Consider the following 24,167-nt stretch of genomic DNA (forward strand, 5'->3'; position numbering starts at 1 on the left):
TATGCGTTAAGCCACATGCTCAATGTGGATGTAATTAGCCCGGTATTCAAGCGGGTGTTTGTTGGTTACCGCCTTAAACTGGTGGTAAAAATGCGATATATTGTTGTAGCCACAGGCGTAACCTATCTCGGCCACGTTCAGGTCCTGCTCGGCCAGCAGGCGGCATGCATGGCCTATGCGCACCTCTATCAAAAAATCGAAATAGGTTTTCTTGGTCTTTGATTTAAAGTAGCGGCAAAACGAGTGCTTACCCATGGCGATCAGGTCAGCCACCTCCTCAATGGTTATCCTGTTTTGAAAATTATTAAAGGTGTATTCAAAAATCTTGTTTATGCGCGATTTATCGATGTTGTTAGCCTCATGGTTAAAACCGTTGCTTGATATGGTTGCGTATTCCTGTGTTGATGCGATAAGTTCCAGTACGGTCAGTAAATGCACAATGCGCTTGCCCGGCGGCTCGTTCAGCATATCATCAATTAGTTTGGCCACTTTTTTACGGGTTTCGCCATGTATGCGCAGACCAAGTTTAGCGCATTCCAGCAAACGGGTAATATGTTTCAGTTCGGGTAAACTAAGCAGGTGATTACCCCACAATTCCTGCTGAAACAGTACAACTACCGATTCGCCTATCCTTTCGTCCGTACGCTGCATGTATTTTTTTTCGTGCCTGAAAGTATGCGGCAAATTTGAGCCGAACAAAAAGGTATCGCCGTTTTTAAACGGGCCAACATGGTCGCCTATTAAGCAGGTGCCCGAGCTGCGCTTTATCAGCAATAGCTCAATCTCGGGGTGGTAATGCCAAGAACTCAGCATGGCCTCGCCAACATCCTTATGTACGTTAAAGGAATGGTCGGGCGTTGGCGTAGCTTTTTTCAGGATAGCTTTCATAATTCAGCGTTGTTTGGTTTACAGGTCAACATGTTACATAGCATCAGTTTTATATGGCTTTCGCGGCAAACATGCCACAACAAAGCAGCAGGCAACATGGTACACAATGCCGCTGGTATTCAATAAAGGTTGATGCTGTAACACATTAAATAGGTCAGGTTTTTATTTATAAATTGGTTTAACTAATATAGTAAACAAATACGCACTGTCAATACTTAGTTAATATAATACACGGTAATTGAATGGGTTGGCAAGGTATACCGCGCTAAATTGCCATACTTGCTGTGTGCGATGTTAACCAAATTGTGCGGTTTTTTTTCAAGTTTGCAAAAGCCGTTTTTTTGCCTGCCTAAAATGCTACTTTAGTGGCAGCCGCAATCAATTATTTACTAATTAAACCATTTATACCTGCCCATGCTTATAGTTTTTTTGTGCATTGTATTGCTTATTGTACTGGTAAGCTGGTTCAAGATCAATCCCTTCATCGCATTCCTTATCGTGGCCATTGTTGCGGGCTTGTTGCTGCAAATACCGGCGGCAAAGCTGCTGTCGTCCATACAAAAAGGCCTGGGCGATACCCTGGGCTCCTTAGCCGTGATTATTTGCCTCGGGGCCATGCTGGGTAAGCTGGTGGCGGTTAGCGGGGCGGCGCAAAAAATAGCGTCGGTAATGGTTAACGCGGTAGGTATAAAATATATACAGTGGGCGCTGGTTGCTACGGGCTTTATTATCGGCATCCCGCTGTTTTACGGTATCGGCTTTGTGCTGATGGTGCCGCTTATCTTTTCGGTAGTATATAAGTATAAGCTGCCCGCGGTTTTCATTGGCCTGCCTATGCTGGCCTCACTATCGGTTACACATGGTTTTCTGCCGCCGCATCCTTCGCCCGCAGCACTGGTGGTACAGTTTAACGCCAATATGGGCATCACGCTCATGTATGGATTAATCATCGCCATACCTACCATTATTTTAGCCGGACCGGTATTCGCGCAAACCCTGAAAAAAATCCCTTCAAGTCCGCTGTCTACCTTCAGGCCGGAGGATATACCTGCTGATAAATTGCCCGGTGCTTTCAGGAGCTTTGGCATAGCCCTGCTGCCGGTATTTTTACTCATGGGTACCTCGGCGTTGCCCGCAATAATCAATCTATCTGCCGATGCGGCAAAATGGCTGACATTGATCGGTGATCCATCCGTAGTAATGCTCATCACATTAGGCGTCGCATCGTATTTTTTGGGTACAGCCCAAGGCCGCAGCATGAGCGAACTGAACACTATTTATACTGACGCGGTAAAGGATGTGGCACTCATCCTGCTCATCATCGGCGGCTCGGGCGCGTTCAAGCAGGTATTGGTTGATAGCGGTGTAGATAAGCAGATCGGTTATCACCTGCAGCAGTTACCGCTTGATCCGTTGGTGTTAGGCTGGCTCATTGCCGCTATCATTCGTGCCAGTTTAGGTTCGGCAACAGTGGCCGGGCTTACGGCGGCGGGTATTGTGGCCCCTCTGGTTATTCAGTCGCACGCCAACCCTAACCTGATGGTGTTGGCTATAGGCGCGGGCAGCCTGGCCTTTTCGCATGTTAACGATTCGGGTTTCTGGCTGTTTAAGGAGTATTTTAATTTGAGCATGAAGGATACCTTCCGGTCATGGTCCGCCATGGAGTCGCTTATCGCCGTTATTGGCCTGGGCGGTGTTATGCTTATAAAAACTTTTATGGGTTAATATAACACATTCATTCGCTCAAATGTTATCAGTACTGATATGTTAATTTGTACTCAATTCATCATTTAAACTATTGGCCGGGCTAACATACATCCGGTTATACCAAATAATATGGAAAATAATAAATACGGAATTATAGGCCTGGGTAAAATGGGTGCCAACCTTGCTTTGCAGGCTGCCGAAAAAGGCTATACCATACTGGGCTATGATAAGTTTGTGCCGATCATCCCCGAACAGCAAAACCTGCAGATAGTTGACGAACTGGCTACCCTGGTGGCAGGATTAGATCGCCCGCGCAAAATATTCATTTACATACCCGCCGGCCCGGCTATTGATAGCGTGATCACCGAGTTAAAACCCCTGCTTGAGGAGGGTGATATTATTATCGATGGCGGCAACTCTTACTGGGGCGACAGCATTCGCCGTGCCGAAAAACTGAAGGAAGAAGGCCTGCACCTGATAGACTGCGGTACCAGCGGCGGCATAAACGGTGCCCGTAACGGTGCCTGTTTTATGGTAGGCGGCGATAAGGATGCCGTTGGGCAGATTGAAGGTTTGCTGCGCGATCTGGCTGTACCGCATGGCTACTCATACACCGGTAACTCCGGCTCGGGGCATTTTGTAAAACTGGTGCATAATGGCATTGAGTTTGGTATGCTGCAGGCTATTGGCGAAGGTATGGCCCTGCTGGAGGGCTACCGCGAAAAGCTGGACGTAAGCGATATACTGCACACCTGGAACCATGGCTCGGTAGTACGCTCGTGGCTGGTGGAGCTGATGAAGCAGTTGTATGATGAAAAACAAGGCTACAACGTACCATCGTACGTGGAAGATACCGGCGAGGTAAACTGGCTGGTGAGCGATGCCATGAGTATGGAAGTAGCCATACCGGTTATAGCACAATCAGTTATGCAATTGATCGCCTCGCGAGATGGGGCTAACATTGCGCCGCGCGCCATCGCCATGATGCGTAACGGGTTTGGCGGGCATCCATTCGGGCCCGAGGCGGGCATTGAGCATGAGCGCCATTTTGGCCGGGTAGGGGGCTTCCCGCCCGTAAATATGGATCCGGGCATTGTACAGTCGTAAAAAGGTTACAGGCTTTAACTTGCAGGTTATTGATATAATGTATAGCATTGTATATCAATTATAATCTCCTTATGAAAAACATATTTCTTCTTTTGCTGATGATCGGCATCTCGCCTGCCTTTGCGCAAAATCCACAGGTAAAAACAGCCAACGGTTTACTGGAAGGCGTTACCGAAGCCAGCGGCATACGCTCCTATAAAGGCATCCCCTTTGCGCAGCCACCGGTTGGCGATCTGCGTTGGAAGGCCCCTCAACCTTTGCAAAACTGGATGGGCGTACGCAAAGCCGATAAGTTTGGTCCGCAGGCCATGCAGCGCTTTATATTTAGCGATATGCTTTTTCGCAGCAATGGCAAAAGCGAGGATTGCCTGTATTTGAATGTATGGACTCCCGCTAAAAAAGGCAATGAAAAACTGCCCGTGCTGGTTTATTTTTACGGTGGCGGCTTTGTGGCCGGCGATGGTTCCGAACTGCGTTATGATGGCGAAAGCATGGCCCAAAAAGGCATTGTAAGCATCACGGTGAATTACCGCCTGGGTGTGTTCGGCTTTATGGCGCACCCTGAGCTTACTGCCGAATCACCCAACCATGCCTCGGGCAACTATGGTTTGCTGGATCAGCACGCTGCCCTGGAGTGGGTTAAAAAAAATATAGCGGCCTTTGGCGGTGATCCGTCAAAGGTTACCATAGCGGGCGAGTCGGCTGGCTCCATGTCGGTTAGCGCGCAAATGGCATCGCCATTATCCAAAGGCTTATTTAGCGGCGCTATTTGCCAAAGCGGTGCCATATTGGGCAATCTTACGCCAACGCCGCACGAGCAGGCCGAACAAATGGGCGTAAAGTTCGCTACTACTACGGGGGCAACTACATTGGCCGATCTGCGCAAAATACCGGCCGATAAACTGCTCGAGCTATCGGGCAACGCACGTTTCGCGCATATTATTGATGGTTACTTTTTGACCGAGAAGCCGGAAGCTACCTTTGCCGCGGGCAGGCAAATGAATGTACCACTGCTTGCCGGGTGGACATCCGCCGAGGTAGGTTACCAGGGCGTGTTGGGTATGCATCCGCCAACATTGGCCATTTATAAGGATGCTATTCAAACTCTTTACCCGGATAATGCCGCCAAAATATTGGAAGCTTACCCCGCCGCTACGGATAGTGAAGTAAAGCAGGTGGCTACCCAACTGGCATCCGACAGGTTTATCGCTTACAGCACCTGGAAAATTGTGGATATGCACAGCAAGTCGGGCAAAAAGAATGTGTACCGCTATCTGTTTTCACAAAAACGACCGGATACCACACTGATAGGCGCGCCCCATGCTTCGGATATCGAATATTCGCTGGGTAACCTGCCGCTCATAAAGGCTTTTAAATGGACACCGGCCGACTACAAAGCATCGCAAATAACACAGGATTACTTTGCCAATTTTATTAAAACCGGTAATCCTAACGGCAAAGGTTTACCCGTGTGGAATGAGGTAAAAAGCGGCAAGCCACCAGTGCAGGTGTTGGCTGCCGAAACTGTTGCCAAACCCGATGATACGGCCAAACGCTACGCGCTGATGGACGAACTGACTGTTAAAAAGTGATAATGAAATCAGATTATGACTAAATTATATTAAACTTGACATCAATTCTATATGATGCATCATCGAAGCTTTTTTTGCAGCTCCTAATTGTGGATTATGTTTTGTATTGTGCCAACCTCTGTATAATGTTAAGCCTGATGAAGATAGAGGTGTTATATTGGGATTTGTTACTAACAAGCTATTAGCTTCCGCGAATTTAGGAGCGGTTAAGCCTTTTGTTTTAGATTGATAAGTCGATGAAAAATGATGAGTTATAAGACCCTTCGGAGAATGCCTTGTGATGTGCAATGTCACTATATATGTTGCACCTCCACCATCAGAAAAATAATCTCCTATAGTTAGATAATCTCCTATACCAAACCAACCGTTGTTTCTATATGTTTCGAAATTTGAATTGAATGCACTTGTTTGTTGATAATCTCTATTTCTGGATTTGCGTTGGAAACCATTGCTTATCAATACCAATCTCGGGTGATTAATAAATGCAGCTTTAGTTTGGTTTGAAACTTTTGTATCGTCAAATAAAATATAATCTACTGAGTTTGCCAATATAGCTGAATTAATTGCAGCTAATTCAGCTGGGAATGGATCATGACGGAATATTAAAGACTTACTTAAATTAGAATTTGATGTTAAAAAAGCATTCAAGTCTGCTAAACTAAATCGCTCGTCAATCAAAAAACCTATTATTAAATTTTGATGATTGGCTAAATTTGTGTCTATCAAATTCTGAACATTAGCAATTGTAAGCGAACCGTAATAAGGATTAATTATTAATATAAGTGGAACTCCTTGACCTGCTATTCGGTCGTATAATCCTTTTGCTCGACTGGTTAAATTGATTGGTTCTAAAATCGGTAATGTGTTTGAAAATACGGTAGAGGAAACTTCAGTTAACGCTTCAAGTTCAAACTGTTTACCTCTTAAATAAGGGAAATACATGTGATTAAGGATTTAATGGTTACTTAATCAAATATACATATTTTGTCATATAATAAAGTGCAAGTTTTTTTTGGTATCTCCCGTCCTAAAAATAGCATCTTTAAAGCTGGATGGCACTCTGTAATCAATTCAAACTGATACGGTAGTGGTTTACGAGATTTGAGGGCCTCTGTAAATACTCTACGAGCGTCATCTGGGTTTAAATTAATAAACCAATTGTGACAAAAGCCATATATTAAAGCCGTACCCATAGCGGGAATTTTTGATACATACTTTTCATAAGCTTTAATAAGCTCTGATTGTCGAAGAGTAAAAACTGCTTTTATTGGATCAAACAATTCCTGGTTTGATACTGCTTTACGGATTTCTATTAATGTTCCGTTATCGTCTAAAACTATAATCCCAATGCTATTATCAAGCTTTTTCTTTAATAATTTAACTGCGGCTTGATGAGTGACTATATTAATCTTATCATATATTGTTTTATAGGAATCAATTTGACTTGGAAGTCTGTCAAGGCTGTCCAGTTCTGTTTTAATCTCATACGCTACAGTACTTCCATTTATTATAATTATATCCGCAATCGATAAATTTGATGATACTTCTTTGAGTAGTGTTGCTGAATTGTCGTTGTGATATTTTAAAAGGAGTTGATTTGCAATTTCATTCATATAAATGTATTCACATCTATAATTTAATTTAAGGTAGTCGTAAGTCAACTGTAATCCTTTAATTAAATTCCAATCATCGTCATTGGGGTAAATGCCACTATCCTTTATTAGGAATTCAATATTTTTTTCATCTGAAAAGTTCTGTAATTTTTTTAACAACGATGGGCTAAAAAGTTGTGCAAGAGCGTAATTATAAGCTTTTTTGTTTTGCCTATTTTTAATGTTTTGCATAATTTATCCTCTGAGCCTAAAATAAAAAATGCCCTCTATATTACCAAATAGCAGGGGTGATTTTCTACACAGTTATATTAATTAAGCAATAGGTAAACATTGCTTATTTTTAATTCAAAAATATAAAAATATGGCATCAAAGAGCTATTATTTTACATAAGTACTTACTTAAATAACTCAAAGCTGTATTGCGCCGTGCTCCAAAATTCATCCAGCGCTATGATACGTGGCTTGAAAAATGAGATCAGCGCGGGCCAGTCATCCTTACGGAAAATGCTTACATCGTCCAGTGTTTTGCTGATTCGGGTAGTGCTTTTGCCGTAAGTGTCGATATGATCGGGCTGCCAGTCCCATTCTTCCTGCATGTGCCCGGTAAAAAGGCGTTTAAGGGTTAGCATTTGCTCGTAAAAAAGCTCACGTATCTCGGCATCGGGGTGGGTAAACTCTATCATGATGGTGGCCGAGCGGTTATCGGTATACATCTTAAAAAATAAATTACGGATACCGGTTTTATAATTTATCCAGTTGATCTTTAACCCGTCTGCCGATAGCTGAGGGGCTATATACTGGCCAAACGCTGTCCAGAATGCCTGTCTTATTTGTGATGCCTCGTCCTTTGAATACAAGATTTTTTGTTTTGCTGCAAAGGTAATTAAATGTACCAAGCGTAAAAAATGGCGATACAATACCCTTGTGGTAAAACCTTATGTGCATTATCATCATTATATAAGCGCAAATACGCGCTATGAAAAATATAACCGAACTTTTTAAAGTAACCAATGGCGACAAGTTCTCGCTTGATAAATACGATACCAATTTTTCCGGCGATTATGTTAAGGCCGATGCCGATGGCATATTGCAGGATCTGGTAAAGCAAACAGCAGCATTGCAAACAGCGCTGTACGCGGCCAACAGCCATTCGTTATTAATTATTTTCCAGGCGATGGATGCGGCGGGGAAGGATAGCGCCATAGCGCATACCATGTCGGGTTTAAACCCGCAAGGGTGCCAGGTGTACAGCTTTAAACAGCCCAGCACTGAGGAACTGGATCATGATTTTTTATGGCGGCACTATAAGGCCCTGCCCGAGCGTGGCCGCATTGGTATACATAACCGCTCGCATTACGAAAATGTGCTGATCACCAAAGTGCACCCTGAAAATATTGTGAACGAAAAGTTGCCGGGCATTAACAGCGCGAAGGATATAAACGATGCTTTTTGGAAGCAACGCTATCAAAGCATTCGCAATTTTGAGAAACACCTTACTGCCAATGGTACGGTGGTGATCAAATTCTTTCTGCATCTTTCAAAAAAAGAGCAAAAGGAGCGGTTTTTAAAGCGGATAGCAGATAGCGAGAAGAATTGGAAATTCTCCTACGGTGATATTTACGAGCGCGAGCGCTGGGATGATTATATGAAAGCTTACGAAAAGGCCATTGCCGAAACCGCTACCGACGAGTGCCCCTGGTATGTGCTTCCTGCTGATAAAAAATGGTTCACCCGCATAGCTATATCATCCATTGTGTTGGATACGCTTACCCGGCTTGACCTTAAATACCCTGAGCTGCCCGAAGCCGAGCGTGCAAAGCTCGACAAAGCTAAAGCAGTATTACAGGCCGAAAAAGATTAAGGCCGGATGTTTTAAACCACTATTCAACAATTATATTTGGCGTTATGAAAACCATAGTTTGGGGAATTATAGGTTGCGGTGATGTTACCGAAAAAAAGAGCGGTCCGGCATTTAACAAAGTGCCCGATAGCAGGCTGGCGGCGGTAATGCGCCGTGATGCCGCCAAAGCCGAAGATTATGCCCGCAGGCATGGCGTACCCAAATGGTACAACGATGCTGATGCGCTTTTAAACGATGCTGAGGTTAACGCGGTTTACATTGCCACGCCTCCATCATCACATTTGCCTTACGCGCTTGAGGCGCTTAAAAAGGGGCACTACGTGTATGTGGAAAAACCCGTAACACTTAACGCTGCAGAGGCCAAAGCGATGGCCGATGCTGCCAGTAAAGCTAATGGCAAACTGGTGATAGCCCATTACCGACGCCGTGTACCATTATTTTTGCGGGTGAAGCAATTGCTGGATGAGGGTGTGGTAGGCGAGGTACGTACGGTGCAATTGCGCATGTGGCAAAGCCGTAAGCCTGCATTGGTGGCCAATGTTGCTGATAACTGGCGCGTTAACCCCGAGCTTTCGGGTGGTGGTTATTTTCATGACCTGGCACCGCATCAGTTAGATTTGATGTTGTACTATTTTGGCGAGCCCGAAAAATATTCAGGTTATTCCTTAAACCAGTCTGCCGCTACGCCTGCTGATGACCATGTTTGCGGTACCATCCTATTTAAAAATAACGTTGTGTTCAACGGCTCGTGGTGTTTTAATGTGGGCGATGAGGAGCAGGTGGACAGCATTGAGATAATAGGTACCCGCGGGCGTATTACTTTTGCCTGCTTTGGCAACTATATTAAATGGCACAGCGACAGGCAGCACCAAACCGAAGAATTTGTACATCCGGAACACATACAGCAGCCTATGATAGCTGATATTGTACGGTATTTTAACGGCGAAACCACCAACCCCTGCACCATTGAGGAAGCCGTTACGCTGATGAAAATTATGGATGCCTTTACCGGGAAATGATAATACCTATTTTTGCTTGTAATGAATAACGATATTAAAGTAACCAAGGTTAGCGCTCCTGCCGATCTGGAAAAAGTTTTTGCCATCAGGCGTGAGGTGTTTGTAGGTGAACAGAATTGCCCGCCCGAGCTGGAGTGGGAGCATGAGGAAGAATCCACACATTTTTTGGCGACCGTTAACAGTGAACCTGCCGGTGCAGCCCGCTGGCGTAAAACCGAAAATGGCTATAAACTGGAGCGTTTCGCGGTGTTACAGCAATACAGGTGCCGTGGTGTGGCGCAGGCCGTGGTACAAACCGTGTTGGATGATCTGCCTGCTGATGCCGCCTATATTTACCTGAACGCGCAGGTGCAGGCTGTAGGTTTGTACAGCAAGTTCGGGTTTGTTGCCGAGGGGCCGGAGTTTGAGGAAGCTGGCATACAGCATTACAAAATGGTGTTTAAGGGCAGCAGGTAATTTACTGCCCGCTTTAATCCATTTCGCTGCCCGGTAGTCATTAATATTATATGAAAAACCTTTACACAATTTTGCTGGCATTGTTATGCGCTATTGGCGCGTCGGCGCAAACGGCATCAACCTACCAGGCCGATCTGGACGGGATCTACAAGGCATTAAAAACCACGCCATCCTACAAGGATCAAATAAAGGGCGAGCGCAAAACGCGATACGAAGCGCTGTATCATTCGCTGCGTGCTCAGCAACCCACATCATCGCTCAATGAATTTTATTTGCTTACCCGCCTTGTACAAACCTTGCGCGATAATCATTTAGGTTTTTACCAATGGGATGCGTTAAAAGTTGATCCGTCAAAATTATCTGATAGTGCTTACGTAAGTACTTACGTAAATTCAGCAACGTTCAATAACTTTCCAAAAGCCAATGTAAATGTTGATTCGCTGGAGCAGGCATTAACGGGCAAACCCCGCAATGGTGTTGAGGGAATTTATTATTTGGATGATTTTATGAAGGCCGGTGTTTACCGTACGGCAAAGCCGGATAGCTTGGTAGCGGTAGTGCTATCAGCCAAACAACCTGTATGGCAGCGCGGGCAGTTGCTGGCTGTGTTTAACCAGCTATCGCCCGGTAGTTTTGAGGGTGTTTGCGCTAACCCGGTGTACAAAATATTTGAATATAACCATCGCATAAAGTTCGCGGGTAATAAGCTAAACCTGTATTACGTATGGAACAAGTTTCCGGCCGAGGCTGATAATACCGCTATACCGGCCGGAACACCGGTCTATCAGCTTAAAAATATTGATAATAATACCCAGTATCTGCGCCTGGGGCGTTTCGCTACGGATAACAGATCGCTGGTTGAATCGCAACGGTTTTATGATAGCGTGAAGACGATGATTACAGCTTCAAACCTGATCGTTGATGTGCGTAATAACGGCGGCGGCGGTTGGAAATCCTCAAAAAAATACCTTGATCTTATTACCGGGCATAGTAAAAAGGCGCAGGTATATGTGCTTGTAAACTATGCTACGGTAAGCAATGCCGAGCAATTCACCCTCAAATTAAAAGGACGCAAAAACATTACTGTGTTAGGTGCTGATACCAAGGGCATGTTAGCCTACGGCAGTAACTACGGCAAAACCGAAACCATGCCCAGCGGCAAGTATAAATTATACCTTACCGATATGCGCGATGATGGTAATTACCTGCAGTATGAGGATGTTGGCGTAAAACCTGATAAATACCTCAATGCTGATAGCGATTGGATAGGGCAAGTGCAGGCCATTATCAGTACTAAATAAAACAAACAAGGCTCACTTTATAGTGAGCCTTGTTTGTTTTATAACGGAGATTATTGATCAGCCTTGGTTACGGCGTTGTTTTGCGCGTCGGCCTTTTCTTTAATAAATTTACGGATGATGAGCCTGTTACCACCGTTGTAGCTTACATAGCTGGCTACCCAGTTAATAAATACCACCCAACGGTTACGGCCACCCATAAGCGATATTAAGTGGATAAACATCCATGTCATCCAGGCAAAAAAACCGCTCATTCTTATCTTGCCAATATCGGCAACGGCCTTGTTACGGCCAATGGTGGCCATCGAGCCTTTGTCAAAGTATTTGAATGGCTCTGTCGGTTTGTTTTCAATAATGTTCAGGATGTTTTCGGCTACCTTAACACCTTGCTGCATGGCCACCTGTGCTACGCCCGGGTGCCCGTTTGGTGTAGCTTCGGTAATGCTTGCGGCAACGTCGCCAATGGCGAATATGTTGGTGCTGCCCTCTATCTGGCTAATCGCGTTGGTTTTAATACGGTTACCGCGTACTACGTTTTCCTTCTCAATACCGCCCGGTACCTGGCCCATTACCCCGGCAGACCATATAACGCTCTTGGTACGGATGCTTTTACCACCCTCAAAATTGATCACCTCACCATCGTAACTCTCAACCTTGGTGCCCAGCAATAGCTCAACACCCATGCCGCGCAATGATTTTTCGGCCGCTTTTGATGCTTCTTCTGACATTGGTCCCAATACCTTTGGCAAAAAGTCAACCAGATAAACCTTCATTTCTTCTTTACGCAGCTCAGGGTAATCCTTGGTGAGTATGTGGTTACGTATTTCGGCTAATGAGCCGGCAAGCTCTACACCGGTTGGACCTGCGCCAACCAGTACAAAGTTAAGGTAAGGCTCGCGCGCCTCTTTTGATGGCTGTAATACAGCAGCCTCAAGGTTTTGCAATATCAGGTAACGGATGTTAAGCGCCTCGGGGATGGTTTTCATCGGCATGGCGTAACGCTCAATATCTTTATTGCCGAAAAAGTTGGTGGTTGAACCGGTGGCTATTACCAGGTAATCATAGTTAATATCGCCAATGCTGGTTTCAACAAAGTTGTTTTCCTTATTTATTGATTTTACCTCGGCTATACGAAAGCGGAAGTTTTTTTGATCGTCAAATTTTTTACGGATGGAAAAAGCTATGGATTCGCACTCCAAACTGCCCATGGCAACCTGGTATAGCAGGGGCCAAAAGCCATGGTAGTTATTTTTATCGAGCATTAATACATTAACCGGCTTGTTCTTTAGTTTTTTGGCTACTTCAATGCCGCCAAAGCCTCCGCCTACAATTACTACTAATGGAAATTTAGAATTTTCGAAATCCATGTGTTATGGGTATATATTTATGTTAAAAGTTGCTGTATGTATAAAACAAAAAAGCCCCAAATGTTCTTTGGGGCTTCTTAAATATTTGTCAAATTTTATTTAAGACCTTTTTTCCCAAAGTCAATGATTACCGGTGTTGCCACGCAGATGGACGAGTAAGTACCAAATGTGATACCGATAAGCAGGGCGAAAGAGAACCCTTTGATTACGTCGCCGCCAAAGATAAACAATACGATCAAAACAAACAGTACCGTAAGCGAAGTAATTATTGTACGGCTTAAAGTGCTGTTAATTGCGTTGTTGATAACTACCTCTGTAGCCTCGCCTTTGGTGTTATGGAATTTCAGGTACTCGCGGATGCGGTCAAACACTACCACGGTATCGTTAATTGAGTAACCGATAACGGTCAGGATAGCCGCGATAAACGCCTGGTCAATATCAAGCGAGAACGGCAGGGCATCCTTAAACAACGAGAAGAATGACATTACCAGCAAGGCATCATGCACGGTAGCAACCAATGCACCCAAACTGTACTGCCATTTGCGGAACCTGATGAGGATGTATGCCGCGATAACCAGTATGGCGAATATAACGGTTAAGCTGGCTGAAGTCTTCAGGTCGTTTGAGATGGTTGGATCTACCTTTGTACGGCCAACTATGGTGTAATTTGGCGATACCTCGTTCAAACCTTTCGTTAAGGCGCTTTCAACCTTAGCGTCCGCGTCTTCTGATTTATCTTCAAGCAGGTAGTTGGTAGTGATGCTCAGTTTATCCGAACCAAAAGTTTTAACCTCAGCCTTACCAACACCCAGGTATTTGGTAACCGCCTCACGGGTTTGCTCAGCATCTATCTTTGAATCTTTAAACTGAACAATGTAGTTATGGCCGCCCTGGAAATCAACACCGTAGTTAAAGCCACGGGTTACGATAGATACGATACCTGCCGCGATGAATATACCCGAGAAGGCATAGAATTTAAAGCGGTTTTTAACAAACGCGTAGTTAGCGTTTTTAAAGGTATGTGAGCTCCATGCGTGCGAGAATTTAACATCCCAGCCTTTTTCAAGCATCCACTCAAATATCAACCTTGAGATCAGTAATGAGCAGAATAATGAGGTAACAATACCGATCATCAACGTGCTTGCAAAACCCTTTATAGGGCCTGAACCAAAGATCAGCAGGATAGTTGCTGTTAAAAAGGTACTGATGTTAGCATCAAGGATTGATGATAAAGCGTGTTTAAAACCATCGCTAATAGCTTGTTTTAATGATTTGCCTAAAGCCATCTCCTCACGTACCCGTTCATACACCAGTACGTTGGCATCAACCGCTATACCCAGGGTTAGTACGATACCGGCTATACCAGGCAGCGTTAACACCGCGCCGAAGCTGATCAATACCCCCATCAGGAATACTACGTTGATTAATACCGCAACTACCGCTACGCTACCGGCACGGTTGTAATATACCACCATGAATACCAGTACTACTACAAAGCCAAGCACGCATGACAATAAGCCGGCGCTGATTGCTTCCTGGCCTAATGACGGACCTACCACGGCATCGTTAACAATGCGTGCAGGTGCAGGCAAACGGCCAGCTTTTAATACGTTGGCCAAATCCTTAGTATCCTCAACAGTAAAGTTACCTGAGATTGATGATACACCGCCTGAGATCTCGTTCTGCACGTTAGGGGCAGAGTATACGTTATCATCAAGTACGATGGCGATAGCCGCTTTTGAAGGGGCAGCCTCGGCAGTAATATTTTTCCATGACTGGGCACCGCTTGAGTTCATGATCATCTGAACATCAGGGCGGCCTTTTTCATCAACGTCAGCTTTCGCGTCAGTGATCACGTCGCCGGTCAATACCGGGCCATTCTCGGCACCTGATAATTTGATGGCGTATAGTGTGAATGCTTTTTCTTTAGCATCAGTACGTGGTTTTACATCCCACAGGAATTTAATATTGTTAGGCGTAGCGCTTTTTGCTTCGGCGCTTCTCAGCATATCATTAACCTTGGCGGTATCCTGCAATCGGGCGATACCAACAGCAGGGCCAGGCAGCAGTTGCATACCGTTTTGACCTTGATACACAGCCGGGGTAAGTACTGAAAGCAATGGATTAGCATTTTGCTGCTTTAATTTGCCAACAGCGGCAGCACTGTCTTTACCTGTACCTTTGCCCAGTTTGCCTAACAATGAGCCATCGCCTTTGGCAGCGGTGTCTTTCGCGGCAGTTGCTGCTTTAGCGGTATCAGCGGTTTTAGTAGTTGCTGTTTTGCTTTTTGCGGCAAGTAATTTATCAATATTTGCCAGGATTGGGTATACCTCCTGGTTATCAAAAGTTTTGTAAAACTCAAGCTTAGCGGTACCCTGTAACAACTTACGTACACGCTCAGGATCTTTAACACCCGGCAGCTCAATCAATATGCGGTTAGTGCCTTGCTGCAACTGAATGTTAGGCTGGGCAACGCCAAACTGATCTATACGGGTATTCAATACCGTGTACGATTGTTTAACGGCTACATTGGCCTGATCCTGCAGGTAAGTTTTTACCTGGTCGTTGCTGGCGTTGAATTTCAGGTTGGCCTGGTTATCCTGAGTAGAGAAGATGGTGGCCAGCTTACCGCTTGGGTTAAGCTTTTCATATTCCTCAACAAAAAGGGTAATGTAATCCTTCTGGCTGTTTACCTGTGCTTTTTCCGCATTGGTTAAAGCCTGGTTAAATGCAGGGTCAGGGCTGTTATTGCCTAATTTTTTAACCAGCTCACGTAACGATACCTGCATGGTAACGTTCATACCGCCTTTAAGGTCAAGCCCTAAAGCAAGCTCGTGGCTTTTACAGTATTGGTAAGTGTGGTTTAAAACCGGATATACGGGTTGTTGCTCTACCGAGTCGAGGTAAGCTTTCTCTTTTTCGGGGTTGCCCTTAGCATATTCCCTGGCGTCGCCTTCAACCTTCTGTACAACCCATGTTAGCGAAAAATAATAGAAACTGAGCAAAGCCAGCACTATTGCAAAAAATTTGATGATCCCTTTACCTTGCATCGTGAAGTGTAACTATTGAATATATTATAATTTAGACTTTTAAAGCTTTTTTTAATAAGACGGCAAATCTAATAAAATTTCTAAAGCAAGGAATTTTAAATTGAAACAAAATAAAACGCAGGTTGTTAACGCCTTTCAAGCGTTAAGATGGAGTAGGCATACGCGTGTTTATCATCGGCTTCATAGTCAGTACGCGCGGTTTCATTCCACTGGCTGTAATCTATCTCCGGGAAATAAGTATCCCCCTCAAAATCATGATGAACAATGGTTAGGTATATTTTATCGGTAAGCGGCATCGCCAGTTTGTAAATTTCTGCACCGCCAACAATAAACACTTCATCTTCACCGGCGCATAAAGCCAGTGCATCTTCCACACTGCTTACCACCTCGCAACCCTCAATGCTGATGTTTTGGCGGGTGATAACAATATTACGACGCTTTGGCAGCGGTTTGCCTACCGAATCAAAAGTTTTGCGGCCCATAATTACCGTATGGCCGCTGGTAGTATTTTTAAAATGTTTCAGATCAGTAGGCAGATGCCAGAGCAACTGGTTGTTTTTACCGATAGCGTGGTTTTGCGCAATGGCTACTATGATGGATGTGGTCATTTGAGTAAGGTCATTTGTCATTGGGCATTGGTCATTTAAATGATGATTAGTCATTAATTTCCGATGATTTAATGCCAATATGTTTGATTTATGCGTTAAGTTTTATGTGTATGAGTTCTAATTTGCTGATAAGTGTTGCATGTGTATCGGCAGGAAGCAAATTTCGGGTCTGTGCCTTATTAAGCCAGCCTTTTGTTTCAATGATCGATCCCCGGCTAAAATAACAGAAGTTCTTATTCTCTTTAAAATGATACCTGCCAAATCCTTCAGCAATATTTGCACTAATGGAATCAGCCGATCTTACGAGTTGCTTGCCGATAGTATCCCTGGTAAAATAATCCCAACCAGTAACCACAAACCATATCTCGTCACCAAAAGCCTCCGCTAAACGGTAAACCTCTAAATCCTCGATGCGGTTACTCATGATAAAGTGAAGATGTTTTGAATATTAATAGTTAATTCTCCCGCTAATGTTCAACAATGACAAATGGCAATTGCAAAATTACGACAAAGTCCAATGACTAATGACCAACGCCCAATGACTATACCGCTACGATCCCTTTTATATGCGGATGAGGATCGTAATTTTCTAAAGTGAAGTCTTCGTACTTAAAATCAAAAATATTGGTTACATCGGGATTTATGCGCATGGTAGGCAACGGTCTTGGTTCACGGCTTAATTGCAGGTTTACCTGCTCCAGGTGATTATTGTAAATGTGCGCATCGCCAAAGGTGTGTATAAAATCACCGGATTGCAGGCCGCATACCTGTGCCACCATCATGGTGAGCAGCGCGTACGATGCGATATTGAACGGCACGCCCAAAAATATATCGGCACTACGCTGATACAATTGGCACGATAGTTTGCCATCGGCCACGTAAAACTGGAAAAGACTGTGGCATGGCGGCAGCGCCATTTTATTTACCTCGGCCACATTCCATGCCGAAACAATGATGCGGCGCGAGTCCGGGTTTTTCTTGATCTGATCGATGATCTGACTGATCTGGTCAACATGCCCGCCATCCGGTGTTGGCCATGAGCGCCACTGGTGCCCGTAAACCGGGCCGAGGTTGCCATCGGCATCAGCCCACTCATCCCAAATGCGCACGCCGTTATCTTTTAAATATTTAATGTTGGTATCGCCCTGTAAAAACCATATCAGCTCGTGGATGATGGATTTAAGGTGCAGCTTCTTGGTGGTCACCATCGGGAAGCCATCCTGCAGGTTAAAACGCATCTGGTAACCAAAAACGCTGATGGTACCGGTACCTGTGCGGTCGTGCTTCTGGGTTCCGTTCGCTATCACATGGCTCATCAGGTCTAAATACTGTTTCATCGTTTTATGGGTTGTTGCCTTTACGGCGTTTGCTGCAAATAAAAATAATCTATTTTTGGAAACCTACGGTTGTGAGTAACTAACCGCCGTTGTTAATCTTTTTCTATGATCAATTTTCCGAATGCAAAAATAAACATTGGCCTCAACATTACCGAACGCCGCGCTGATGGTTACCACAACCTCGAAACCGTTTTTTACCCTATCGGGATAAAAGACGCGCTTGAAATTATGGAAGCCGGTGAATTAACGTTCGAGGCTTCGGGCATCGGTATTCCGGGCAGGGTGGAGGATAACCTTTGCGTTAAGGGCTATCACCTCATCAAAAAGGATCACGACCTGCCGCCGGTAAGCATCCACCTGCACAAAAATATCCCGATAGGGGCGGGCCTTGGCGGCGGCTCGGCAGATGCTGCTTTTTTCATCAAATTGCTCGATCAGCAGTTTGCTTTGAATTTAACTATTGAGCAAATGGAAAGCTATGCCCGCCAGCTCGGTGCCGACTGTGCTTTCTTCATTCAAAACAAGCCGGTTTACGCCCATGAGAAGGGTGATGTTTTTAAACCCGTGCAGCTCGATCTATCGGCCTATAAAATTGTTTTGGTAATGCCGCCTGCCCACGTATCAACAGGGGAGGCCTATCGTGGCGTGCGGCCCAAACGGTCAGAGGCATCATTACAGGAGTTGGTGCAATTGCCCGTAGCCAATTGGCGACATCATATAAAAAATGATTTTGAAGAGTCAATATTTAAAAATCATCCCGTTATCCGTGGCGTAAAAGCGGCCTTGTACGAGGCCGGCGCATTATACGCCAGTATGAGCGGCAGTGGAGCATCCGTTTTCGGCATATTTGAGAGTGTGCCGGAGCTGGGGATGTTGGAGAAGGAGAATCAGGTGTATTATCTTTAAAATCTCTAAACCCCTCCCTGCCCTCCCCAGGGAGGGAATTTTGCATATTGTAATTTAGAATTTTTAATTCCCTCCTCGGGGAGGGCAGGGAGGGGTTATTCTTGCAAATTTCTATACCCCCGCATCTTCCGACACTCCTTCACCGAACGCGGCTATCCAGTCGCTGCTGTCGCCTTTGCCTTTGGCTACCTGGGTAAGCAGGCGGGTATTTACCAGCGATACCAGTGGTGCCGGTACCTCGCTTTTTTGCGTTAATGCCAGCGCCAGGCGCGCGTCCTTATAACCCAGTTTTGCTTTAAATGCAACAGGCTCATAATTTTTGGCGGCGATGAATTTTCCATAGTTCTGAAAAATCGGGCAGGCAAAAAGTGTGGAGCTAAAAAAGTCGGCCACCTGCTGGCGGTCAAGTCCGTTCTTTTCGGCAAGAGTGTAAGCCTCTGCCATGGTTTCCAGCGCTGCCATAATCATGAAGTTGCCGGTTAGTTTAACCACGTTGGCGCCGCCCGTGGTTTCACCAAAATCAATAATACCCTGGCCCATGGCGTTCAGTATATCCTCGGCTGATTTTTTTACCTCTGCTTCGCCCGAAACGCACACCCATAATTTCTTCGCGGCGGCGGCTTCCGGCCTGCCAAAAACAGGGGCGGCCAGGTAGCCTGTTCCGGCCTCTTTATGCAGGGCCAAAAGCTGCTCAGATGTTTGCGGCGAAATGGTGCTCATGGAGATGTGCAGCGCGCCGTTTTTCATGGTCGTTAAAATGCCGTTGGTGCCGGTAACTATCTCGGTCACCACCGCGTCGTCAGACAAAATGGTAATGACAAAATCAACCCCTTCCGCGGCCTGCGCCGGGGTGCTGCAAACAGTTATTGATGCCTGCTCCAGCTCGTCGGCTTTTGATGCCGTGCGATTGTAAACCTGCAAGTGATAACCTGCGGCGATCAGGTTTTTTGCCATCGGGGTACCTAAATTACCGAGGCCTATAAATGCTATCTTTTTGTCCATATATAATTAGCTGATGTAATCACGATCTTCATCGCTTAGTGTATCGGGTTTGTTTTTGTTGTACATGGTGTCGTGGTACTGCTCAATATCGTACTTCTGTTTTTTGGGCCTGCCAATAATCACCCCCACAATAAACGCGGCCACGGCAACGCTTGCCATCACCACGAGTTTTGACGCGTACATGGAAGTGAATAAAATGGTGAACGGAACCTCGTCGCGGTTTTGCATAATAACGATGGTGAGGAGTACAGCGATGATGATCGCTATGATTGTTTTAATGCTCATGTTGTGCCTGGTTTATGTATATAACCAATATCCGCATTTTATGTGTTTTTATAAAACACTTGTTTTGGCGCGTGCTGTATAATGCAGCAGGATAGACTACGCAAAAAAAGAATGATGCCACTCCTCAGATTTTCTACTCTTTTATATTAGGTGGATAAAAAATAAAAGACTGCTTTGGCAAGGTGTTTGCAATACGATATATAACAGATGATGATTGCCGCGTGGGAGGATTTGTTGCGAACATCTGCTTTACAATCGAGCCGAAATAACGGCCATATTCCCGCGTAATTTCTGACCAAAAATGAGGTGACTGTATACAAGCCACACTACTGAGCCCGTTTTTGTCAATTCCTCAATTTAGTGTTCAATACACTATCAACTTTCTTGTTTAAAAGGATCTATTTAAAATTTATTGTTTAAATAATGTAACATATTTTACTGATTAGTAATTATTTAAGTGGCATTATTTATTGTGTTATTTTAAAATGCTAATATTATTAGTATTTCATAGTTTATTTTAAATTACTTTATTTAAATATTGATTTTAGATAGTATTGATAAGTATCTGATTTTAAGATGTTTTTTTTATTTAATTTAAGTAGATTTTTAAAATTTGTTTCACGAAAATACGATTGAGTGGTAGTTGTTGATGCCTGGATGGCAAATGTGTAACTGTACACTATCTTAAAATTTGATTTTTGCTGTGTGCGCACCGAAAGTATTTTAGGTGCCGGAATATGGTCGGAAAATTAGAGTGGCTTAAAAGGCTTAAAAATGGCCTTAATTAAGGGCGGTGAAAATCCCCTACCCGATGGGTTAGAGTTTAAATAAGGGCAAAAAACTAACGTTTGCTCCGGCGTTTAGAGATCTGTTTTTGGGCTACAGGAAACAAAAAAATAGTTGACAAAATGATGATCGCACCGGCCCAGAAACCGGGCGTCATTTTCTTCATATCACCAAAAAAAAGTGCCGCCATAATGATGCCGTACACCGGCTCAAGGTTAGTGATCAGCGCAACTTTGAATGCCGAAAGTTCGCGCATAACTGATACCCCGGCAACGTAAGCGAGGGATGTACATACCGTGCCCAGGAGTATAAGATAGCCTGCATCGGCAGGAGTTAATGCCATGTGTTTGTTAAAGCCACCGGTAAATAAAAGATATAAACTTATCCATAAAACAGCACCGCCCAGCTCGTAAAATGCGATGACCGGAGCTTCTAATTTTTGTGCCTGTTTAGAGTTTATGATAGAAAAAAGGCTTGCAAGCAGGGCGCTTGTAAGCGCGGTTATAATACCCTTAGTGTAATTAAATTCAAATTTGAATATTAAAAATATGCCAATGATGATAAGCAGGCCTGCAATTATTTCGAGCTTTGATATGGCCTTTTTACTCACCAAAGGTTCAATAACGGCAGTGAACAAAGTGATAGATGAAAGGCATACCAGCGTTACCGATACGGTTGATAATTTGATGGCGGCGAAGAATAAAATCCAATGCCCGCCTACCAAAGCGCCCGTAAATATTAGTGACAAAAATGAGTGCCGGCTCACCCCAAAATAGGTACGGTTAAATTTGAAATAGAGGAATAACGAGGCTACCGCTATCACCACCCGGTACCATACCAGTTGTATGGCCGGTACTGAAATAAGCGCCCCCAGAATACCCGTAAAACCCCATATAAATACCGTGAAATGAAGTATCAAAAGGTTGCGGTTCACGGCGTTTTTTGAGGCCGTTTCCGGGGTATTTTTGGTCATGGTTATTTAGGTGCTTTCAGCAGTAAATAGTATCCCAAAACGCCAAATAAAGCGTTTGGTATAAACACGGAAATGAGTGGTGCAACTCCACCCTGAATAGCGAAAACCGTGGCGAATTTATCAACCACGATGTAGGCGAAACACAGAAATATCCCTATCCCTAAAGGCAGGCCGATACCCCCGCGCACCTTGCGTGATGACAGTGCCACACCTATTAATGTGAGCACATAGGTGGATAAAGGGTACACAAAACGGCGGTACTTTTCGTAATAAATAGAGGGTAAAACTTCGGGCCTGCGCAGTGTTTCTTTCTCAATAGTAGCATTCAACTCGTGCATCGGCATGGCCGTATATTCATTATCTATCTTGATAAAATCGGTAGGGTGCATATCAAGCACAGTGTCCTTTTGCGCGCCGTTTTTTACCCTGGTTTCACGCAGGCCGTCAACATAACGGGTATCAGGGTTTATTATATTCCATTTGCGTTTCAGGGAGTCGTAAACAATGCGGTCGGCCACCATTTTTTCGCGCAGCTTATCACCGTCAAATTTCTCCAGAATAAACGTATACCCGGTGTTTATGGTCTTGTCAAAGTTTTGCAGATAGACGTAGGTATTCTTGTCAATCTGCATGTGTACGTCGCTGCGCGTAGGGTCGCCGCTGCCGTTAAAGCCATTCTCGTTCTCAAAGGTAATTTTAAGCTTATTGGTATACGGTATCAGGTACACGTTGGCGTAAAGAGATACAATGAATACGATGGTTGCCGATATAAAATATGGCCGTAAAAAGCGGTTAAAACTGGCCCGACTGCTCAGTATCGGTACAATTTCTGTTTGATTAGCCATCTTGGCCGTAAAGAAAATTACCGCCAGAAAGTTTATCAGCGGCGACAGCATATTCATGTAAAATGGTATGAAACCGCCGTAATAATCCGTCGCTATCTCATACACCGAACTGCCTGATTGGAGGAAGTTATCAATATGTTCGGATATATCAAACACAACCGTGATAACGATAAATATCATCAGTGTAAACGTAAATGTACCTAAGTATTTACCGATGATATACCGGTCAATTACCGGCAAATATTTCCTGATGATTTTCTTCACAGTTTATAAGCGTTGCCCCAGGGTTTTAACCATTTTATTCTTCCAATCGTAAAAATCGCCAGCAATAATGCGTTCACGGGCCTGCTCAACCAGCCATAAATAAAAGTGCAGGTTGTGCAGCGTGGCTATCTGCGCGCCCAGCATTTCGCCCGAGTGGATAAGGTGCCTTAAATAGGCCTTGCTGTACGCCGTATCGGCAAACAGGTCGCTTTCCGCCTCAACAGGCGAAAAGTCGTTCTTCCATTTCTCGTTTTTGATGTTGATGATACCGTTTTTTGTGAAAAGCATGCCATTGCGGGCGTTGCGCGTAGGCATCACACAATCAAACATATCCACCCCGAGGGCAATGTTTTCGAGTATGTTGACAGGTGTACCCACGCCCATTAAATAACGTGGTTTTTGCTCCGGTAATATATCGCATACAATTTCTGTCATGGCATACATTTCCTCAGCCGGTTCACCTACCGAGAGGCCGCCTATAGCGTTACCCTCACGCTCAAACGAAGCGATAACTTCCGCCGAGCGTACCCTCAGATCCTTATATACCGATCCCTGCACAATAGGGAACAACGTTTGGCTGTAGCCGTACTTAGGTTCGGTGGTATCAAAACGTTCGCAGCAGCGTTTAAGCCAGCGGTGCGTCATCTCTATAGAATTTTTGGCATACCGGTAATCGCAGGGGTAGGGTGTGCACTCATCAAATGCCATAATAATATCGGCACCAATAATGCGCTGTATATCCATCACATTCTCGGGCGTAAACAGATGTTTTGAGCCATCAACATGCGAGCGAAAGGTAACGCCCTCTTCCTTTATCTTACGTACATCAGTAAGCGAGTACACTTGGTAGCCGCCGCTATCGGTTAAAATGGGCTTATCCCAACCGTTAAATTTATGTAAGCCGCCGGCTTGTTCAATGGTATTAAGGCCCGGCCGCAGGTATAAATGGTAGGTGTTACCTAAAATAATCTGTGCTTTAATATCATCAGCCAGTTCGCGCTGATGTACGGCTTTTACAGTACCCGCTGTGCCTACAGGCATAAAAATAGGGGTTTGTATAGTGCCGTGATCGGTAGTTATCTCGCCCGCCCGGGCCTTCGAAAACTTATCTTGTGCTGCTAAAGTGAATTTCATTATGAGAATGCAAAATTAACAAATAACTGTATACTAAATATTTGTTTATTTTTAGCTTGATATCGGCCT

General features: G+C 44.6%; 22 protein-coding genes. 8 read left to right on the plus strand and 14 right to left on the minus strand.

Going from position 1 to position 24,167, the window contains the following annotated elements; all coding sequences use genetic code 11:
• Positions 1 to 6: 6 nt before the first annotated feature.
• Positions 7 to 888 carry an AraC family transcriptional regulator gene (locus LJ707_RS13730; RefSeq protein WP_228951905.1) on the minus strand — a complete coding sequence of 294 codons (882 nt, stop codon included), beginning with the start codon at positions 886 to 888 and terminating at the stop codon, positions 7 to 9.
• A gap of 414 nt (positions 889 to 1,302) precedes the next feature.
• Between LJ707_RS13730 and LJ707_RS13735 the strand changes: the two genes are divergently transcribed.
• The 3 genes from LJ707_RS13735 to LJ707_RS13745 all read left to right on the plus strand — a co-directional run bounded on the left by LJ707_RS13735 (position 1,303) and on the right by LJ707_RS13745 (position 5,294).
• Positions 1,303 to 2,613, plus strand: a complete 1,311-nt coding sequence (locus tag LJ707_RS13735; RefSeq protein ID WP_228951907.1) for a gluconate:H+ symporter — start codon at positions 1,303 to 1,305, stop codon at positions 2,611 to 2,613.
• Positions 2,614 to 2,724: 111 nt separating this feature from the next.
• Entirely contained in the window at positions 2,725 to 3,702 is a 978-nt protein-coding gene (gene gnd / locus LJ707_RS13740; protein ID WP_228951909.1) for a phosphogluconate dehydrogenase (NAD(+)-dependent, decarboxylating), read from the plus strand.
• A 71-nt stretch (positions 3,703 to 3,773) separates the two neighbouring features.
• Entirely contained in the window at positions 3,774 to 5,294 is a 1,521-nt protein-coding gene (locus tag LJ707_RS13745) for a carboxylesterase/lipase family protein (protein ID WP_228951911.1), read from the plus strand.
• A gap of 24 nt (positions 5,295 to 5,318) precedes the next feature.
• Here LJ707_RS13745 and LJ707_RS13750 read toward each other — a convergent pair whose 3' ends face one another.
• The 3 genes from LJ707_RS13750 to LJ707_RS13760 all read right to left on the minus strand — a co-directional run bounded on the left by LJ707_RS13750 (position 5,319) and on the right by LJ707_RS13760 (position 7,764).
• Positions 5,319 to 6,236 (minus strand): sce7725 family protein, encoded by a 918-nt coding sequence (locus LJ707_RS13750; protein ID WP_228951913.1) that lies wholly within the window; start codon positions 6,234 to 6,236, stop codon positions 5,319 to 5,321.
• A gap of 23 nt (positions 6,237 to 6,259) precedes the next feature.
• A complete protein-coding gene (locus LJ707_RS13755; RefSeq protein ID WP_228951915.1) occupies positions 6,260 to 7,138 on the minus strand; it encodes a sce7726 family protein in 879 nt (292 codons plus the stop codon).
• Between the two features lie 164 nt (positions 7,139 to 7,302).
• On the minus strand, positions 7,303 to 7,764 hold the full coding sequence (locus LJ707_RS13760; RefSeq protein WP_228951917.1) for a DUF4268 domain-containing protein: 462 nt from the start codon (positions 7,762 to 7,764) through the stop codon (positions 7,303 to 7,305).
• A 119-nt stretch (positions 7,765 to 7,883) separates the two neighbouring features.
• On the opposite strand from LJ707_RS13760, the gene LJ707_RS13765 reads away from it, so the two are divergent.
• From LJ707_RS13765 to LJ707_RS13780, 4 genes are read left to right on the plus strand one after another with little or no spacing between them, the layout of a single operon-like run.
• A complete protein-coding gene (locus LJ707_RS13765; RefSeq protein ID WP_228951919.1) occupies positions 7,884 to 8,768 on the plus strand; it encodes a polyphosphate kinase 2 family protein in 885 nt (294 codons plus the stop codon).
• Between the two features lie 44 nt (positions 8,769 to 8,812).
• On the plus strand, positions 8,813 to 9,787 hold the full coding sequence (locus tag LJ707_RS13770; RefSeq protein WP_228951921.1) for a Gfo/Idh/MocA family protein: 975 nt from the start codon (positions 8,813 to 8,815) through the stop codon (positions 9,785 to 9,787).
• Positions 9,788 to 9,808: 21 nt separating this feature from the next.
• A complete protein-coding gene (locus LJ707_RS13775; RefSeq protein WP_228951922.1) occupies positions 9,809 to 10,243 on the plus strand; it encodes a GNAT family N-acetyltransferase in 435 nt (144 codons plus the stop codon).
• Positions 10,244 to 10,293: 50 nt separating this feature from the next.
• Entirely contained in the window at positions 10,294 to 11,544 is a 1,251-nt protein-coding gene (locus LJ707_RS13780; RefSeq protein ID WP_228951923.1) for a S41 family peptidase, read from the plus strand.
• A gap of 50 nt (positions 11,545 to 11,594) precedes the next feature.
• Here LJ707_RS13780 and LJ707_RS13785 read toward each other — a convergent pair whose 3' ends face one another.
• The 5 genes from LJ707_RS13785 to LJ707_RS13805 form a co-directional block, all read right to left on the minus strand.
• Positions 11,595 to 12,908: an NAD(P)/FAD-dependent oxidoreductase gene (locus LJ707_RS13785; RefSeq protein WP_228951924.1), complete on the minus strand. Its 1,314-nt coding sequence runs from the start codon at positions 12,906 to 12,908 to the stop codon at positions 11,595 to 11,597.
• Positions 12,909 to 13,003: 95 nt separating this feature from the next.
• The gene (gene secDF / locus LJ707_RS13790; RefSeq protein WP_228951925.1) at positions 13,004 to 15,958 is read right to left on the minus strand and encodes a protein translocase subunit SecDF; all 2,955 of its coding nucleotides are present in this window, start codon (positions 15,956 to 15,958) and stop codon (positions 13,004 to 13,006) included.
• 125 nt (positions 15,959 to 16,083) lie between these two features.
• On the minus strand, positions 16,084 to 16,587 hold the full coding sequence (locus tag LJ707_RS13795) for a dihydrofolate reductase (protein ID WP_370632403.1): 504 nt from the start codon (positions 16,585 to 16,587) through the stop codon (positions 16,084 to 16,086).
• Positions 16,588 to 16,654: 67 nt separating this feature from the next.
• Entirely contained in the window at positions 16,655 to 16,990 is a 336-nt protein-coding gene (locus LJ707_RS13800; protein WP_228951926.1) for a four helix bundle protein, read from the minus strand.
• A 118-nt stretch (positions 16,991 to 17,108) separates the two neighbouring features.
• Entirely contained in the window at positions 17,109 to 17,903 is a 795-nt protein-coding gene (locus tag LJ707_RS13805) for a thymidylate synthase (RefSeq protein ID WP_228951929.1), read from the minus strand.
• Positions 17,904 to 18,008: 105 nt separating this feature from the next.
• Between LJ707_RS13805 and ispE the strand changes: the two genes are divergently transcribed.
• Entirely contained in the window at positions 18,009 to 18,809 is an 801-nt protein-coding gene (gene ispE, locus LJ707_RS13810; protein ID WP_228951931.1) for a 4-(cytidine 5'-diphospho)-2-C-methyl-D-erythritol kinase, read from the plus strand.
• A gap of 111 nt (positions 18,810 to 18,920) precedes the next feature.
• Here the strand turns inward: ispE and LJ707_RS13815 are convergent, their stop codons facing one another.
• The 5 genes from LJ707_RS13815 to tgt all read right to left on the minus strand — a co-directional run bounded on the left by LJ707_RS13815 (position 18,921) and on the right by tgt (position 24,098).
• Positions 18,921 to 19,811 (minus strand): NAD(P)-dependent oxidoreductase, encoded by an 891-nt coding sequence (locus LJ707_RS13815; RefSeq protein WP_228951933.1) that lies wholly within the window; start codon positions 19,809 to 19,811, stop codon positions 18,921 to 18,923.
• A gap of 6 nt (positions 19,812 to 19,817) precedes the next feature.
• Positions 19,818 to 20,096 (minus strand): hypothetical protein, encoded by a 279-nt coding sequence (locus LJ707_RS13820; RefSeq protein WP_228951935.1) that lies wholly within the window; start codon positions 20,094 to 20,096, stop codon positions 19,818 to 19,820.
• Between the two features lie 841 nt (positions 20,097 to 20,937).
• Positions 20,938 to 21,855 (minus strand): DMT family transporter, encoded by a 918-nt coding sequence (locus LJ707_RS13825; RefSeq protein ID WP_228951937.1) that lies wholly within the window; start codon positions 21,853 to 21,855, stop codon positions 20,938 to 20,940.
• Between the two features lie 2 nt (positions 21,856 to 21,857).
• On the minus strand, positions 21,858 to 22,964 hold the full coding sequence (locus LJ707_RS13830; RefSeq protein ID WP_370632404.1) for an LptF/LptG family permease: 1,107 nt from the start codon (positions 22,962 to 22,964) through the stop codon (positions 21,858 to 21,860).
• Between the two features lie 3 nt (positions 22,965 to 22,967).
• Positions 22,968 to 24,098, minus strand: coding sequence for a tRNA guanosine(34) transglycosylase Tgt (gene tgt, locus LJ707_RS13835; protein ID WP_228951939.1), 1,131 nt, complete (start codon positions 24,096 to 24,098; stop codon positions 22,968 to 22,970).
• Between the last annotated feature and the right edge of the window lie 69 nt (positions 24,099 to 24,167).

The organism is Mucilaginibacter sp. UR6-1, from assembly GCF_020880975.1.
In the GTDB taxonomy this organism is placed as follows: domain Bacteria; phylum Bacteroidota; class Bacteroidia; order Sphingobacteriales; family Sphingobacteriaceae; genus Mucilaginibacter.